At 28.2% G+C, this 15,043-nt stretch carries 14 protein-coding genes; 3 read left to right on the top strand and 11 right to left on the bottom strand.

What is annotated here, in order from left to right; all coding sequences use genetic code 11:
* From PKV21_01970 to PKV21_01985, 4 genes are all read right to left on the bottom strand, one after another.
* The coding region (locus PKV21_01970) for a polyprenyl synthetase family protein (GenBank protein ID HOM26256.1) at positions 1–241 on the bottom strand (241 nt) is incomplete at its 3' end.
* Entirely contained in the window at positions 225–1,334 is a 1,110-nt protein-coding gene (gene alr, locus PKV21_01975) for an alanine racemase (GenBank protein HOM26257.1), read from the bottom strand. The genes PKV21_01970 and alr, both read right to left, overlap by 17 nt.
* On the bottom strand, positions 1,312–2,016 hold the full coding sequence (pyrF, locus tag PKV21_01980) for an orotidine-5'-phosphate decarboxylase (GenBank protein ID HOM26258.1): 705 nt from the start codon (positions 2,014–2,016) through the stop codon (positions 1,312–1,314). The genes alr and pyrF overlap by 23 nt, the downstream gene beginning before the upstream one ends.
* Positions 1,991–3,082 (bottom strand): MraY family glycosyltransferase, encoded by a 1,092-nt coding sequence (locus PKV21_01985; protein HOM26259.1) that lies wholly within the window; start codon positions 3,080–3,082, stop codon positions 1,991–1,993. The genes pyrF and PKV21_01985 overlap by 26 nt, the downstream gene beginning before the upstream one ends.
* Before the next feature lie 105 nt (positions 3,083–3,187).
* Here PKV21_01985 and PKV21_01990 point away from each other — a divergent pair, with 105 nt between their 5' ends.
* From PKV21_01990 to PKV21_02000, 3 genes are read left to right on the top strand one after another with little or no spacing between them, the layout of a single operon-like run.
* On the top strand, positions 3,188–3,658 hold the full coding sequence (locus PKV21_01990) for a 5-(carboxyamino)imidazole ribonucleotide mutase (GenBank protein HOM26260.1): 471 nt from the start codon (positions 3,188–3,190) through the stop codon (positions 3,656–3,658).
* On the top strand, positions 3,651–4,673 hold the full coding sequence (purC, locus tag PKV21_01995) for a phosphoribosylaminoimidazolesuccinocarboxamide synthase (GenBank protein HOM26261.1): 1,023 nt from the start codon (positions 3,651–3,653) through the stop codon (positions 4,671–4,673). Before PKV21_01990 ends, purC begins: the two co-directional genes overlap by 8 nt.
* Before the next feature lies 1 nt (position 4,674).
* Entirely contained in the window at positions 4,675–5,643 is a 969-nt protein-coding gene (locus tag PKV21_02000) for an L-threonylcarbamoyladenylate synthase (protein ID HOM26262.1), read from the top strand.
* Positions 5,644–5,651: 8 nt separating this feature from the next.
* Here PKV21_02000 and PKV21_02005 read toward each other — a convergent pair whose 3' ends face one another.
* The 7 genes from PKV21_02005 to PKV21_02035 form a co-directional block, all read right to left on the bottom strand.
* Positions 5,652–7,190: a hypothetical protein gene (locus tag PKV21_02005; protein ID HOM26263.1), complete on the bottom strand. Its 1,539-nt coding sequence runs from the start codon at positions 7,188–7,190 to the stop codon at positions 5,652–5,654.
* A gap of 207 nt (positions 7,191–7,397) precedes the next feature.
* The gene (locus PKV21_02010; GenBank protein ID HOM26264.1) at positions 7,398–10,409 is read right to left on the bottom strand and encodes a glycoside hydrolase family 38 C-terminal domain-containing protein; all 3,012 of its coding nucleotides are present in this window, start codon (positions 10,407–10,409) and stop codon (positions 7,398–7,400) included.
* An 85-nt stretch (positions 10,410–10,494) separates the two neighbouring features.
* Positions 10,495–13,065, bottom strand: coding sequence for an ATP-dependent chaperone ClpB (gene clpB / locus PKV21_02015; GenBank protein HOM26265.1), 2,571 nt, complete (start codon positions 13,063–13,065; stop codon positions 10,495–10,497).
* A gap of 59 nt (positions 13,066–13,124) precedes the next feature.
* Complete coding sequence (locus PKV21_02020; GenBank protein ID HOM26266.1) at positions 13,125–13,490, bottom strand: FHA domain-containing protein; 366 nt, start codon at positions 13,488–13,490, stop codon at positions 13,125–13,127.
* A complete protein-coding gene (gene lgt, locus PKV21_02025) occupies positions 13,491–14,234 on the bottom strand; it encodes a prolipoprotein diacylglyceryl transferase (GenBank protein HOM26267.1) in 744 nt (247 codons plus the stop codon). It abuts the gene before it with no gap.
* Between the two features lie 2 nt (positions 14,235–14,236).
* The gene (gene lspA / locus PKV21_02030) at positions 14,237–14,692 is read right to left on the bottom strand and encodes a signal peptidase II (GenBank protein ID HOM26268.1); all 456 of its coding nucleotides are present in this window, start codon (positions 14,690–14,692) and stop codon (positions 14,237–14,239) included.
* The gene (locus PKV21_02035) at positions 14,689–15,036 is read right to left on the bottom strand and encodes a TraR/DksA family transcriptional regulator (GenBank protein HOM26269.1); all 348 of its coding nucleotides are present in this window, start codon (positions 15,034–15,036) and stop codon (positions 14,689–14,691) included. The genes lspA and PKV21_02035 overlap by 4 nt, the downstream gene beginning before the upstream one ends.
* Positions 15,037–15,043: the final 7 nt, after the last annotated feature.

The following is a 15,043-nucleotide window of genomic DNA, read 5'->3' on the forward strand; positions in this document are numbered from 1 at the left end:
GTACAAGAGAAAAATTATGTATAAGTTCTATTCCACACGCAACTGGTAAAACCTTTTTTTTATCAATTCCCAAAATCTTACTTACACATAGAACTAAAATTGGTCTTAATCTTTTCCCACCTGAAAAAACAGTATATCTCATTGCTTCACTTAAAACACTAGGACAATCTTTTTTAGTGGGTAATTTCTTATCAAGGTACTCATCTATTTCTTTTTTCCAGTTTTTAATTATTTCTTCCATTTTTGTAAATTTTTTCAATTCTTTGACTCCCAAAACCACACAGTATTTCCTGTGGTACTGTATTACCTATTTCTGCCATTGTTTCAATTTCGTAATTATCACCAAATATTTCTATTTTATCACCTATTTTAACATTTTTTCCTGTGACATCTAAAAGTGTTTGATCCATACATATATTTCCAATGATTTTAACTTTTTCACCTTTCCATTTTAAATAGAAGTTATTAGAAAGAAATCTTCTCAGTCCGTCTCCATATCCAATACAACAGGTTGCAACTTTTGTTTTTCTTTTTGTCGTATATGAAAGTCCATAACTTAAAGGAGTATTTTTTTCAACCTGTTTAATAAAAACAATTCTTGTAAAACCTTTTATTGCACAATCAAATTTTATTTTTTTTGCCAGATACATAGCAGGATAAATTCCCAGTATCAAAAGACCTATTCTAACCATATCAAATTCTTTATAACTTTCTGGTAAGTTTAAAATAGCACCTGAATTTGCTATGTGTTTAATTGGAACTTTAATAAAATTTTCAATTTTTTTTATTTCTTTTTTGAAAATATTTAATTGATAATTTGCATAAGTTTTATCTTTCCATTCAGCAGTGGCAAAGTGAGAAAATATGCCCTCTATTTTTATACCTTTAAAATCAAGACATTTTTGAATAAATGGTATTATTTCATCATTTCTTAACCCAATTCTTCCCATTCCTGTGTCAATTTTTATATGTATAAATGCATTTTTTTGATACTTTTTGCAGATTTTTATTATTTCTTCTAAATTTTCTTCATTACATAAAGTTATTCTTATATCATTTAAAATACATTCTTCAATATTTTCAGGTAAAACGTTTCCCATTATAAGAACAGGTTTTTTAACTTTTAGATTTTTTAATTCAATCGCTTCACTAAAACAAGCTACTCCATAAAAATCTACAATATCATCTATTTCTTTTGCTATTTCTTTTACACCCATACCGTAAAGATTACATTTAACACTTGCAAGAAATTTTTTTCCTGTTATTTGCTTTATCTTTAGAATATTTTTTCTTATTTTACTTATATCCACTTCAATCCATGCTCTTTTTTCCATTTTCAATCTCTTTTATTATTTTTTCTACAATTTTTTCAGGTTGAGGATTTTCATATATTGGTCTACCAACCACTATAAAATCTGCTCCCTTTTTAATAGCTTCTTTAGGAGTAGTAATTCTTTTCTGGTCATCTTTTTTTTCTTCAATTCTTATCCCGGGTGTAATTAATAAAAAAGGTGATTTAAATCTACTCCTCAACAGTTCAAGTTCTTCTCCAGAGCATACAATTCCATCTATCCCCCAGTTATAACCATATTCAGCAAGTTTTTCAACAAGTTTTTTTACAGGTGTATTTATTCCAAATATTTGTAAATCTTCTTCTTTAAAAGAGGTTAATATACTCACTCCAATAATTTTGGTTTCACTGTTAAATTTTTTTTTCGCTTCCACAACACTTTTTATTACTTTCTCACCTGCCATTAGATGAACTGTAAACATGTCAATTTCTTTTTCAAATATAATTTTAACTGCATTTTCTACAGTATTTGGAATATCAAAAAATTTAAGGTCAAGAAAAATTTTTTTCTTTTCTTTTTTTAAATATTTTATAAGTTCATCACCAAACAGAAGATAAGAAATAATACCCACTTTATAAAAATCAACTTTATCTCCAATTTTTTCAATAAGTTCATATATTTTTTCCTTTTCATTCAAATCAAGAGCAACTATCAGTTTTCCCATTTTTTCCCCTTCCAAAAAATTCAAGTGTTGCTACTATTGTAAGAATTAATATTACTTCAATTAAAACTTCAATTCCTCCATATATATTAAGATTTTTTAAAATCAAAGCATTTATACCTGTGGTAAGTGTTAGAAGATAAATGAATAAAACTGCTTGTTTCTGTGTCATCCCGAGAGAAACAAGCCGATGTGAGAGATGGTTTTTGTCTGCTGTAAATATTGAATATCCTCTTTTTTTCCTTATAACAATTACGGATATAGTGTCAAAAAATGGAACAGAAAAAACAATGAGAGGAATAAGAACTGGTAAAAATGTTTTACTTTCTTCATATTTATAGTAAGTCAAAAGTATAGAAACAATACCGAGAAAATATCCTAAAAAACTACTTCCTGATTCTCCCATAAATATTTTTGCTGGTGGAAAATTATGAAACAAAAAACCACAAACACTTCCTATGAAAACAGATAGAATTGTAGCAATAAATAACTGTCCCATTTCCAGTGCAAAAGTAAATAAAATGATACCTGTAATAATTGCAATTCCTGAAGAAAGACCATCCATATTGTCAAGAAGATTAAAACAATTCATCATTAGAATTAACCAAGAGCATGTAATTATGTAAGACAAAAAGATATTGGGAATAAAAAAAGTAATTCTTATTCCGGATATAAAAACGAAAGTACCTATAACAAACTGGAAAAAAAGTTTTTGGAAAGGTTTTAGTTCATAAGAATCATCAAGTAAACCAAAGAAAATTACTATAATCCCGCATAGAATTATACTGAGCAGTTTTGGTAAAACAGAATAAATTCCATCAATATACCTATCTATAAATTCTGGTACAAAGCCAAAATTAACGAACAACATCCCAAATGCTATAACAAGAAAAAAAGAACAAAATATTCCAATTCCTCCAAGAAGAGGTGTTGGTTTTTTATGTATTTTTCTTTTGGATGGTAAAGCAATTATTCCTGCTTTTTTTGCAAGTTTACCTGATAAAAAAGTTAAAAAAATAGATAAAAAGAATGACAGTAAAAAAGATAACAAATATAAATAATTCCACATTTTATTTTCCTTTTTATTAAATTCTATTTTATTTTTTCTTTATAGTCAATGAAAAAGAATTGCAAAATATAAAATTCTGGGATATAATTTTACAGAGGAGGAATAATGAAAATAGTCATAATTATGGGTTCTAAAGCAGATCTGGAATGGGCAAAAAAAATTCAAGAAAAAATAAAATTATTCAATATTGATGTGGTTTTAAGAGTTGCTTCTGCACATAAAGTACCATTGAAAGTTCTGGATATCATAAATCAATATAATAATGAAGATGTGGTTTTTATTACTGTTGCTGGAAGAAGTAATGCTTTAAGTGGATTTGTTGATGCAAATACACCAAAACCAGTGATTGCCTGTCCTCCATACAGTGATAAATTTTCAGGAATTGATATTTTTTCAAGTTTAAGAATGCCTTCAGGAGTGGCACCAATGGTTGTTCTTGAACCTGAACAAGCAGCATTATCAGCAGTTAAAATTTTATCTTTGAAATATCCTGAATTGGCAAAAAAAATTAAAGAATATCAGGAGAAAATAAAAAAAGAGATAGAGAAACAGGATGAGGAGGTAAAAAATGGGTAGTGTTAAGGATCTTTCTGTTATAAAATTACCTGAAGATGGAAAAAGCGGAATAGGTAGATTTATATTTTCTGATAGGTATTCTGTTTTTGACTGGGGTGAAATGCCCGATCATATAATAGATAAAGGAAAATCAATGTGTATTTCTACCGCTTATTTTTTTGAAATGATTGAGAAAAATGGAATAAAAACACATTATAAAGGAATTGTAGATAAAAATGGTTATGTTAGAAGTTTAGGAGAAATAAAAGAGCCAACAAACATAATTGAATTTAAAATGTTAAGAGTTTTAAAACCAGAAATTAAAGGAAATGCTTATGACTATTCAATTTATAAAAAGGAAAAAGTGAATTTTCTAATACCCCTTGAAGTTATATACAGAAATTATTTACCGGAGGGTTCATCTGTATTTAGAAGGTTAAAAGAAAGGACTTTAAAATTGGAAGATATTGGTTTGATAGAAGTACCAAAGGTAGGTCAAAAACTTGAAAAACCGATAATTGATATTTCAACAAAACTTGAATTGACTGACAGATATATAAACTGGAAGGAGGCAAAAGAGATTGCAAATTTAAGTGATGATGAAATTGAAGAAATAAAAATAAAAACATTAAAAATAAACGAAATAATAACAAATGAAGTAGAAAAAATTGGACTTAGGAATGAAGATGGTAAGGTTGAATTTGGTTTTGATGAAAATAGAAATTTAATTCTTGTTGATGCTGTTGGAACTCTTGACGAATGCAGATTTACTTATAATGGAATACCGGTGAGTAAAGAAATTGCAAGAATATATTATAGAAAAACTGAGTGGTATAAAAAGGTTGAGGAAGCAAAGAAGAAAAATAAAATTGAATGGAAAAAATATGTGGATATAGAACCTCCAAATTTGCCAGAAGAACTATTTAAAACAATATCTGATATTTACAGAAGTTATACAAATGAAATAACAGAAAAGAAATGGTTTGATGTTCCTCCTTTAAAAGAAATACTTTCAAAAATTAAAAAGTATATTTGAAATGGTAGAGGTTCTTAAACCTTCTGAAGAAGCAATAGAAAAAGCAATTAACATTTTAAAAAATGGTGGAGTTATTGCATTTCCAACTGAAACTGTTTACGGTCTTGGGGCAAATGGTTTAAATTCAGATGCAGTAATTAAAATATTTGAAATTAAAAAAAGACCTTTTTTTGACCCTATAATTTTACATATTGGAAAAAAAGAAGATTTAGAAAAACTCTGGAAAAAAATAAATAAAAAAGCAGAAAAACTTATTGATAAATTTTGGCCCGGGCCTTTAACTATAATATTGCCAAAAACTGAAGTTGTTCCTTATATAGTTACTGCTGGACTTGAAACAGTTGCTGTAAGAATGCCATCTCATCCCGTTGCACTTGAAATTTTAAAAAGAGTTGATTTTCCAATAGCAGCACCAAGTGCAAATATTTTTGGAAGATTGAGTCCAACAGAAGCAAAACATGTAAAACAACAAATAGGGAATAGAATTGAACTTATTATAGATGGTGGTAGATGTTCTGTTGGTATTGAATCAACAGTGATTGATTTAACAGGGGAAAGAAGTTTAATTTTGAGACCCGGAGGGGTTCCAAAAGAAGAGATTGAAAAGGTTATTGGAAAAGTTGAGATTATAAAGAAAACAGAAAAAATTTCTTCTCCGGGACAATTACCTTTTCATTATTCACCCAAAACTCCTCTTAAAATTTTGTATGACTATAATGAAGTAAAAAAAGGGATTAAAGCAGGGCTTCTTGCATTTAAAAAACCAAAAAATAAAGATAAATTTGTGAGAATTGAGGTGTTATCTATGAAGGGTGATTTAAGAGAAGCAGCAGTGAATTTTTTTTCCTGTCTTCATAAACTTGACGAAGCAAAACTTGATATAATTTATGCAGAACCAGTTCCCGAGCAGGGACTTGGAACAGCAATAATGGATAGATTACATAAAGCAGAAACAAAAAATTTTATTTAGATTTTAAATTACTTTTCAAAAAGTTGTTTTAATTTTTCCTCAGATAATGGTTTTGTCAATAAACTTCCCACAAAATAGAAAATTCCACATCCAATAAGAACTATGAATTCAAGTGTTCCCATTCCAAGTTTTTGTTTAAAAACAAATATACTTCCAATAAGAGTGGCGATGACTCCATAAAGCATACATAGAATTGCACCGGTTGATGTTGCTCTTTTCCAGTAAAAAGAAACTGCTGTACAGAATATAAAAATACTACCAAGGCCTATTGAGGCATATCCCATAAAAACCGCAAGTAGAGCTGGAGGTTTTTTAAATGTCCAGTAAAAAGGAATTAAAAGGAATATACCTATAAAAACTTTAGTTAATTTGAGAAGTAAATTTTTAGAAATATTAGGTTTAAAGGTGTAAATTATATCTTTTGTTACATTTCCAGCCATAACCATTACCATAGCAGAAAGTGTAGAAAGTGCTGCTGCAAAAACACCGGTTGTATATAAAACAGTTAATGGTTTACCACCAGCAACTATAGCAAGATATGGTGCAGCAAGGTCTCCTTTCCATGGCTGTATGTTTAAAATTTCAGGACCAAAAGTTGCTCTTGAAATAAGTCCTGTAATTGCATTTAAAAATATTGGTGGACCTGCAACAAGAAATACCATGAGAGTGATTAAAGAAAAATCTTTTTTTGTTAGTTTTTTCATTCCAAGAAATCTTGCAACATTATGAGGAAAACCTGTTGCCATAGTTAAAAATATAAAAAAAGTTGCAATTATCCCAACAGGAGAAGAAAATAATTGAGTATTTCCAACTGCAGGAAGATCTCTTCTTATCAAATCCAGAAGTTTTATGTCTTGAGTAGAAAGTTTTGCATTTAGTTCAGATGGTCCTCCTACAAAAAAAATAGAAACAATACCCAATACAAAACAGGCAATTCCAAGTAATGCTCCCTGCAAAGCAAGAGACCACTGAGTTCCTGTATATCCACCAACAATCATATAAATAAAAACAATAATCCCAGAAAGAAGAAGACACCATAAAGCAGGAAGTCCTGTTACTGCATACCAAATGGTAGCACCTGCTTTAAATTGACCTACTGCATAAAGAGTCATAAAGAATATCATAATAAGAGCAGATAGAAATTGGACGATTTTGCTATCAAATCTTATTCTTAGTACATCTGGGACTGTTTTTGCTCCGAATTTTTCAGCATATTTCTGCATTTTTTCGCCTGTAAAAAATAAACAAGGCATAATTCCAACTATTGTCCATATCCCGGCAAACCACATTCCTGACCAACCAACTGCATATGTAACGCCCATCATTCCAAGTGTTGCCCATCCACTTAACCATGTTGCAGCAAGTGCAAGTCCGGTAATAACAGGTCCTATATCTTGATGTCCTGATAAAAAGGTTTCAAAAGTTACTGATTTTTTTCTGCTTAAAAATCCAAGTAGTGTGCAGATTAATAACATTACCCCAATTCCAATTGCTGATGTAATAGTATAAGATAGATCTGGTTGCGGAATAGGATAGAAGTTATTCATTTTTCCACCCCCTTTATTCTTATCAATAATCCTATTATTGTAAAAAATGTACTAAAAAATATAACTAACCACCATGCCAACCAGTTTTTGTCCATATCCCCTCCTTTTTGAAAAAAATATTAAACTATTATATAAAAATGTCAAATTTTTATTTTTTGATTTGAAATGAAAATAAACAAAATGATAGGGAAATTTTATTTTATATTTTTAAAACTCTATTTTAAGAGTAATTATTTCATGCGGTTTAAAATTAAGTTCAATTTTTTTATTTTTTACTGGTATTCTTTTTAAATTTTCTTCCTTTACATTACTAATCCAGAGATTTTTTATATTTCTGTCAAAAGTTATAACAAATTTTCCTTTTTTTCCTTCATATTCAACCATCCTTAAAATATATGTATTATCTTTAATTGATTTTTTGAAACAAGTTGGTACAATATTTCCTTCAATATAGAATAATTTTTGTTTTTTTATTTCTCCTTCCGAAATAACAGGTGTAATATTATATTCAAGAGCCATTTTTGTTATTTCTGAAATATTTGATTTTCCAAAAAATAATCTATATGAAACTAAATGATGTCCACAATCAGGTTCAGCGTCTGGTTCATAAGAATTTCTTAACAGGGTTAAAGATAAGTTATTTCCATCCAGGAAATATCCATATTTTTCTCTATTCATTATTACTGCCCACCAGTTATCTTCTTTAAATCCTGCCCATCTTAAAGCTGGATATTCCCGAGGAATATTTTTTCTTTTCATAGCACCAAAAGGTATTTCACAATAAAAATCACTTCTTTGAGCATTGAAATTAAAGTTTGCCCTTAACATAGGTACCCCAATTTCACTATTTCCCTTTATATTCCAATCTGTTTCGAATTCAAAATCAATGAAAGGAAAATCTCTGTAAAGTAAAGTTCTTTGAATAATTTTTGTTTCTTTATATTTTCTTATAACTTCAAAAATAACTAACGAGTTTCCTTCCTTTATTTCAAGATTATCCAAATCTATTAAATTTTCTATCTTATAAATATTACCTATTATCCAGGCACTCATAGGATGTGGTTTTTCCCAATAAAGTTTTATTAGATTAGCACAATTTTCTGCCCAGAATGAACTTTTATCTTCTGGAATTGAATTTGCTTTTGGTATTACATCTTTTTTATTTTTTTTATCATAAATCCCTCTTATAAGGCCTGTTTTTTTATCTACCCAGATATAATAAAATTCATTTTCCCATTCTTCCTCTCTTTTTATAAAACCACTTCTATAAATTTTACAATCTTTGATATAAAATGTTTTAAAGTTATAAGGGGAAATAGGAGTAGTTGTGAATATAAGATTTCCTTCAGTTTTTTCAGCATCTATTTTTACACCACACTCATCTTCAATATGTATATCTTCATTTCCATAATATGGTATTTTTGCAGGATATTTTGTTTCCCAGCCATTTGGATTAAAAATTGTTATACTTTTATTTTCTATCTTCATTTTTTCAATTATTTCATTTATTATTTTGTTTCCTTCTTCAATAACTTCGTTAGCAAGAGTATTGGAATAATCGTATGATTTATGTATTGCTGAACCATCAAGTATATCATGAAATTGATTAAAAAGTGTTTTTTGCCACATTTTTTCAATTTCATTTTCCGGATACTGTTTGTTATTAATTGAGAAGATTGAAGAAAGAGTTTCAAGTTTTAACAATATATTTTCACAATTTCTATTATTTCTTTTTATATCAGAATGTGTTGTATAACAACCTTCAAAAATAAAATTTAATTCATCTTTAACAATGGGTAATCTATTTTTATATTTTTCTATTATCTTGAAATATTTTTCAGTAGTTGAAAATTCAAGATTTGGGAAACATGGTTTTTCATTAAGTTTTATTTTTCTCTCAATGTCTTCTTCTGTAGGTCCTCCTCCATGGTCTCCAACTCCATAAACAAACATGAAATCTTTTATTTTGTATCTCTTATAATAATCAATGAAGAGTGGAATAATTCTATCGCTATCAATTTGATTATTGTAAATACTGTTAAAAGCAATTACTTTATTTTTATCGGGACCCTCCCATATAAATAATGGATATCCCTTTCCACATCTCATAAAATAATAATAGTTTATATCTGCATTTTTTATAATTGAGGGTATGGTAAATGGATGGCCGAATGTATCAGGAGACCACATAATTTTTACATCTTTATCAAAATTCTCTTTTATATACTTTTTTGAATAAATTATATGTCTCACAATACTTTCTCCATCAGACATATTTAAATCATTTTCAACCCATGCATTTGCTGTTATTTCCCAGTTACCACTTTTTACTTTATCTTTTACTTTTTTAAAAAGTTTCTTATCATTTTCTTTAGTAATATCATAAACATGTGTTTGACTTTGGGAAAAAGTTAAGTCCTTATATTTATCCATCAAGTTTATAATTGTTGTAAAATCTCTTAGAACTACAGAAACAGTATCTTCATATGTCCATAACCAGTTCATGTCAATATGAGCATGACCTATAAGATGAACCTTAAATTTTTTAGCATAGGGTTTAAAACTTTCCAGAAGGTTTTCAATATCTTTTATAACATTTTTTATTTTTTCCCAATCTTTTTTAATAATAAGGTCTGAATCAAGTTTTTCATAACACTTTTTGATTATTTCAGAAAGTTTTTTCTTTTTTGTTTCTTTTAAAATTATTTGAGCAAATTTTAATTGATATAGAATTGACTTTAATTGAAAAACAATATCATTTAAATTTTTGATTGATAAATATGCCCAGAAACCCCCAAGTCCATCACCCTTGTCTGTTTTGAAAACTATAAGGAATTTTTCGTTTGGTTTAGCATTTTCTGTTAATAAAAATGGAGTTGCAATTTTATCTGCCCAGAATTTATGAGAATAAACTTCTTTTCCATTTATAAACAGTGTTACACCCGAAGGAAAAACAAATTTCAAATAAATCTTACTTCCTTCTATTTTTATTCCTTCAATCTCTTCCGGTATTTCTATCCATTTTCTTAAATAAGTATCTCCATCCTTTAAAGCCCAATGAATTGGTTGAGTTTTTTTCTCCCAGTTACTATCATCTATTTCAACTTTTGCTCCTTCTGAACAATTTTGTTTAAATTTCCATTCATTAAGATGTAAGTACTTATTAATTCTCTGTTCAAGATTTTTTACACTTTCTTCCCATTTCTCCAATAAATCCATGTTTGCCTCCTTTAAAAGTTTTCTAACAAGTATATATTTTAAATTACAAAATTAGAAAATCAAGTTTATTTTTGATGGGGAAAAATTATTTTGTAAATTTTAAAGCGCCATTTTCAACATCTATAATTATTGTGTCTCCTTCTTTAAATTCTCCAGAAATAATTTTAAGGGCAAGGGGATTTTCTATTTCTCTCTGAATTAAACGTTTTAAAGGTCTGGCTCCAAAATTTTCGTCATAACCCTTTTCTGCAAGATAATTTTTTGTTTTTTCTGTAATTTCAATTTTAATTTTCTTTTCAGAGAGTCGTTTCTGAAGGTATGAAATTTGAATACCCACAATTTTGAGAATATCTTCTTTTTTTAATTTTTTAAATATTATTATTTCGTCAATTCTGTTTAAAAATTCCGGTCTGAATTTTAATTTTAAAGTTTCCATTATTTTTTCTTTTATTACATCTTCTTCTTTAAATGAAGTAATAAATTGACTTCCAATGTTTGATGTCATAATAATCACAGTATTTCTGAAATCTACAGTTCTTCCATGTCCATCCGTCAGACGTCCATCATCAAGTAATTGAAGGAGTATATTAAAAACATCAGGATGTGCTTTTTCTATTTCATCCAGAAGAATCACACTATAAGGTTGTCTTCTTATTCTTTCTGTTAATTGCCCTCCTTCTTCATAACCTACATATCCAGGAGGAGCCCCTATTAAACGAGACACTGTATGTTTTTCCATATATTCACTCATATCAATACGAACAAGAGCATTTTCATTGTTAAATAGAAATTCAGCAAGTGCTTTTGCAAGTTCTGTTTTTCCTACTCCTGTAGGTCCGAGAAAGATAAAAGAACCAATTGGTCTATTTGGATCTGAGAGACCTGCTCTATTTCTTCTTATAGCATTTGAAACTGCTTTTATTGCTTCCTCCTGTCCGATAACTCTTTTTGATAACCTTTCTTCCATATGAATTAATTTTTCAACTTCTCCTTCAAGCATTTTTTGAACAGGTATTCCTGTCCATTTTGAAACAATTTCTGCAATATCTTCTTCCGTAACTTCGTCTTTTAATAATCCCTTTTCTTTCTGGACTTCTCTTAGTTTTTTCGTTTCCTCTTCAAGTTTTTTATTTAATTCAATCAATTTACCATATTTATATTCTGCTGCTTTATCAAGGTCTCCTTCTCTTTCCGCCTTTTCAATTATATTTCTTGCAAGTTCAATTTGTTCTTTAATTTTTCTTATTTTTTCAACTATTTCCTTTTCTGTAATCCACTGTTTGTATAATGTATCTCTTTCCTTTTTTATTTCAACTATCTCTTTTTCTAATTTTTCTAATCTTTCCTTGACTTCAGGTGTATTTTCTTTTTTTAATGCCTGTTTTTCTATTTCAAGTTGCGTTAATTTTCTTTCAATTTCATCCAGTTCAACAGGCATACTATCAATTTCCATTTTAAGTTTGCTTGCAGCCTCATCTATCAAATCTATTGCTTTATCTGGTAAAAATCTTCCACTTATATATCTATGTGATAAAACCGCCGCTGCAACAATTGCACTATCAGTTATTTTAACTCCATGATGAACTTCATATTTTTCTTTCAATCCCCTTAAAATTGATATTGTTTCTTCAACAGTTGGTTCTTTTACATAAACAGGTTGAAATCTTCTTTCAAGGGCTCTATCTTTTTCTATATATTTCCTGTATTCATCAAGAGTTGTGGCTCCAATACATCTTAAAGTTCCCCTCGCAAGTGCAGGTTTTAGCATGTTAGAAGCATCAATTGCTCCTTCTGCTGCACCTGCTCCAACAAGAGTATGTAATTCATCAATAAAAAGTATTATCTCACCTTCTTTTTTTTCTATTTCTTTTAAAAGTGCTTTTAATCTATCCTCAAATTCTCCTCTAAATTTCGTCCCAGCAATTAAAGCACCAAGATCAAGAGCAAGTATTTTTTTATTTTTTAAATTTTCAGGTACATCTCCTGAAATAATTCTCCTTGCCAGACCTTCAACTATTGCTGTTTTACCAACACCTGCTTCTCCAATCAAAACAGGATTATTTTTAGTTCTTCTTGATAAAACTTGTATAACTCTTCTAATTTCCTCATCTCTTCCAATAACAGGGTCAAGTTTCCCTTTTCTTGCTAAATCTGTCAAATCTCTTGTAAATTTATCAAGGACTTTATATTTAGTTTCAGCATCTCTATCAGTAATCTTTTCTCCATTTCTTAAATTTTGTATAATTTTTATTATTCTATCCTTAAAAATATTATATTTTGCAAAAATTTCTTTCACAGGAGAATCAACTTCACTTATAGCAATAAAAAGATGTTCCACTCCAATATATTCATCTTCAAAAATTTTGGCATAATTTTGTGCTTTATAAATAGTTTGATTTAGTAAAGGACTTATATATAAAGCAGTTTTTGAATTATAAACTTTTGGAAGTTTATCTATTTCTTTTTCAATATCTTTTTTTATTCCTTCCACATCTACATTCATTTCTTTTAAAATGTCAATAATCGTTTCATCGCTATCTACCAATACATATGCAAGATGTAATACATCTACTTCATTATTATTTTTTTCTTGAGTTAAAGCCTGTGAAGACATTAATGCTTCTTGAGCTTTCAATGTAAATTTTTCAAGATTCATTTTTTACTCTCCTTTTATTTTTTTTATTTAGATGGTATTTTTTTGTAGAAGTTTCAGAATTATTTTTCAAAAAATTTACACTTAATGGGGCCAAACTGTATTTCGTCGTTTTCCTGAAGTTTATAAGGTTTTTTAACTTCAATACGAGCCATGTTGACATATGTACCATATTGACTTCCAAGTCCATGTGTTCCAATATCTTCAATATACCAACCATCATCTTTTTTGATTATTCTTGCATGGATTCTTGATACTTTAACTAAACTGTCAAGATACAATCTTTTTGTGGATTCTGGTAAAGATTGAAAAATTTGATAATCCGGTATGGTTATATCATTTGTATTCTGCCTTCCAACATAAATTTTTTCTTTAACCAACTCATATTCTCTATTCATAAAGGGATAATCAAAAACAAGTTTAGCCATTTATTTCCTCCCTTTTATTAATTTTACAATAATATAAATTCCACCTATCATAAATATTAAAATTGCAATGAATTGAGTTGAATAAAGTCCAAGTGATGTTCTTTTTAAATCCCCTCTTAAAAAGTCAACAAAATACCTTATTAAAGAAAAACCTATTAAATAAGAAGAAAATATAAATCCTTCTCCTTTTTTTGTTTTTTTTGATAATTTCTTTAAAAAGAAAAAAAGTACTATGTACAAAAATGAATAATAAAGTTGCGTAGGATGTACTTTTTTATCCATAAAAGGAAATTTTACCCCGATAAAGAAATCTGTTTCTTTCCCATAACAGCAACCGTTTAAAAAACATCCTAATCTACCAATTGCCTGTCCAATAGGAACATAAATTGCAATTGTATCAAGAAGTTTAACTGGTGAAAAATTTTTTATTTTAGAAAATAAAATAATAAAAATTAAAGAAGATAGAATTGCTCCTTCAACAGCAAGCCCTCCATTCCTTATTTTAATAATTTCCAGTGGATGAAGAATGTAATAATATATATTTACCAGAATATGTAAAAATCTTGCGCCAATAATTCCAGTAAAAATTGTCAAGAAAACTAATTGAGAGATAAACTTTTCATCGTAACCTTCCTTATGATATTCTTTTTCAAATAATGCTATTGAAATAAAAACTCCAACAGCAACAAAAACTCCATACCAGTATATAACAAAATTCCCAATTTTTATAAATACTGGATGCATTTTTATTCCTTTAAATATTTTATAAAGAATAAAATAACACCTATTGATATGAAAGCATCTGCAAAATTAAAAACTGGCCAGAAGTGGAAATTTATAAAATCAATAACATATCCAAATCTTATTCTATCAAGTAGATTTCCTATTGTCCCTCCAACAATCAAACCGAGAGAAAATTGATGATATTTTTCTGTTTTTTTTAATTTTAAAATGGCAAAAATAATAAAAAAAATTGCAATAAAAGAAAAAATTATTATAAAGATTCTCGTTTTTTCATTATTGAATAGTCCAAAAACAATTCCTTGATTTTTTATAAGTGTAAAAGAAAGGAAAGAGGTAATATTTATATTTCCATCAGTTTTTTTCAGTAATCTAACTATAAAAGATTTTGTTATCTGATCAAAAAAAAGTGCTAAAAATGAAGTTGTTAAAAAAATTTTTAAAAAAAATCTAAATTTCACTTTTTTTCTCTTTCCGTTTGACACTTTATGCAGTATCTTGCATATGGAATTGCCTTTAATCTTTCTTTTGATATTAGTTGTCCACAGTTGTCACATTTTCCATAAGTTCCATCTTTAATTTTTTTTATTGCTATATTGATTTCTTCAAGTAATTTACTCTCAGAATTAGAAAGCCCAACTTCAAGGTCTTTTTCAAATTCATCAGTTCCATAATCTGCAATATGAGTTGGAACCCCTTTTTCTCCTTTTTCAATTACTTCTCTTGCGTAAGATAAATTTTTAAAAATTTTTTCTTTTTCTCTTTCAAGTAATTTAAGAAAATAATTTTTTTCTTCTTTTTTCATGGCTTCC

The organism is bacterium, from assembly GCA_035371905.1.
GTDB lineage: Bacteria > Ratteibacteria > UBA8468 > B48-G9 > JAFGKM01 > JAMWDI01.

Coding starts and splice junctions, on each gene's coding strand:
- alr (HOM26257.1), bottom strand. CDS start 1,334: ATGGAAAAAAGAGCATGGATTGAAGTGGATATAAGTAAAATAAGAAAA.
- pyrF (HOM26258.1), bottom strand. CDS start 2,016: ATGGGAAAACTGATAGTTGCTCTTGATTTGAATGAAAAGGAAAAAATA.
- PKV21_01985 (HOM26259.1), bottom strand. CDS start 3,082: ATGTGGAATTATTTATATTTGTTATCTTTTTTACTGTCATTCTTTTTA.
- PKV21_01990 (HOM26260.1), top strand. CDS start 3,188: ATGAAAATAGTCATAATTATGGGTTCTAAAGCAGATCTGGAATGGGCA.
- purC (HOM26261.1), top strand. CDS start 3,651: ATGGGTAGTGTTAAGGATCTTTCTGTTATAAAATTACCTGAAGATGGA.
- PKV21_02000 (HOM26262.1), top strand. CDS start 4,675: ATGGTAGAGGTTCTTAAACCTTCTGAAGAAGCAATAGAAAAAGCAATT.
- PKV21_02005 (HOM26263.1), bottom strand. CDS start 7,190: ATGAATAACTTCTATCCTATTCCGCAACCAGATCTATCTTATACTATT.
- PKV21_02010 (HOM26264.1), bottom strand. CDS start 10,409: ATGGATTTATTGGAGAAATGGGAAGAAAGTGTAAAAAATCTTGAACAG.
- clpB (HOM26265.1), bottom strand. CDS start 13,065: ATGAATCTTGAAAAATTTACATTGAAAGCTCAAGAAGCATTAATGTCT.
- PKV21_02020 (HOM26266.1), bottom strand. CDS start 13,490: ATGGCTAAACTTGTTTTTGATTATCCCTTTATGAATAGAGAATATGAG.
- lgt (HOM26267.1), bottom strand. CDS start 14,234: ATGCATCCAGTATTTATAAAAATTGGGAATTTTGTTATATACTGGTAT.
- PKV21_02035 (HOM26269.1), bottom strand. CDS start 15,036: ATGAAAAAAGAAGAAAAAAATTATTTTCTTAAATTACTTGAAAGAGAA.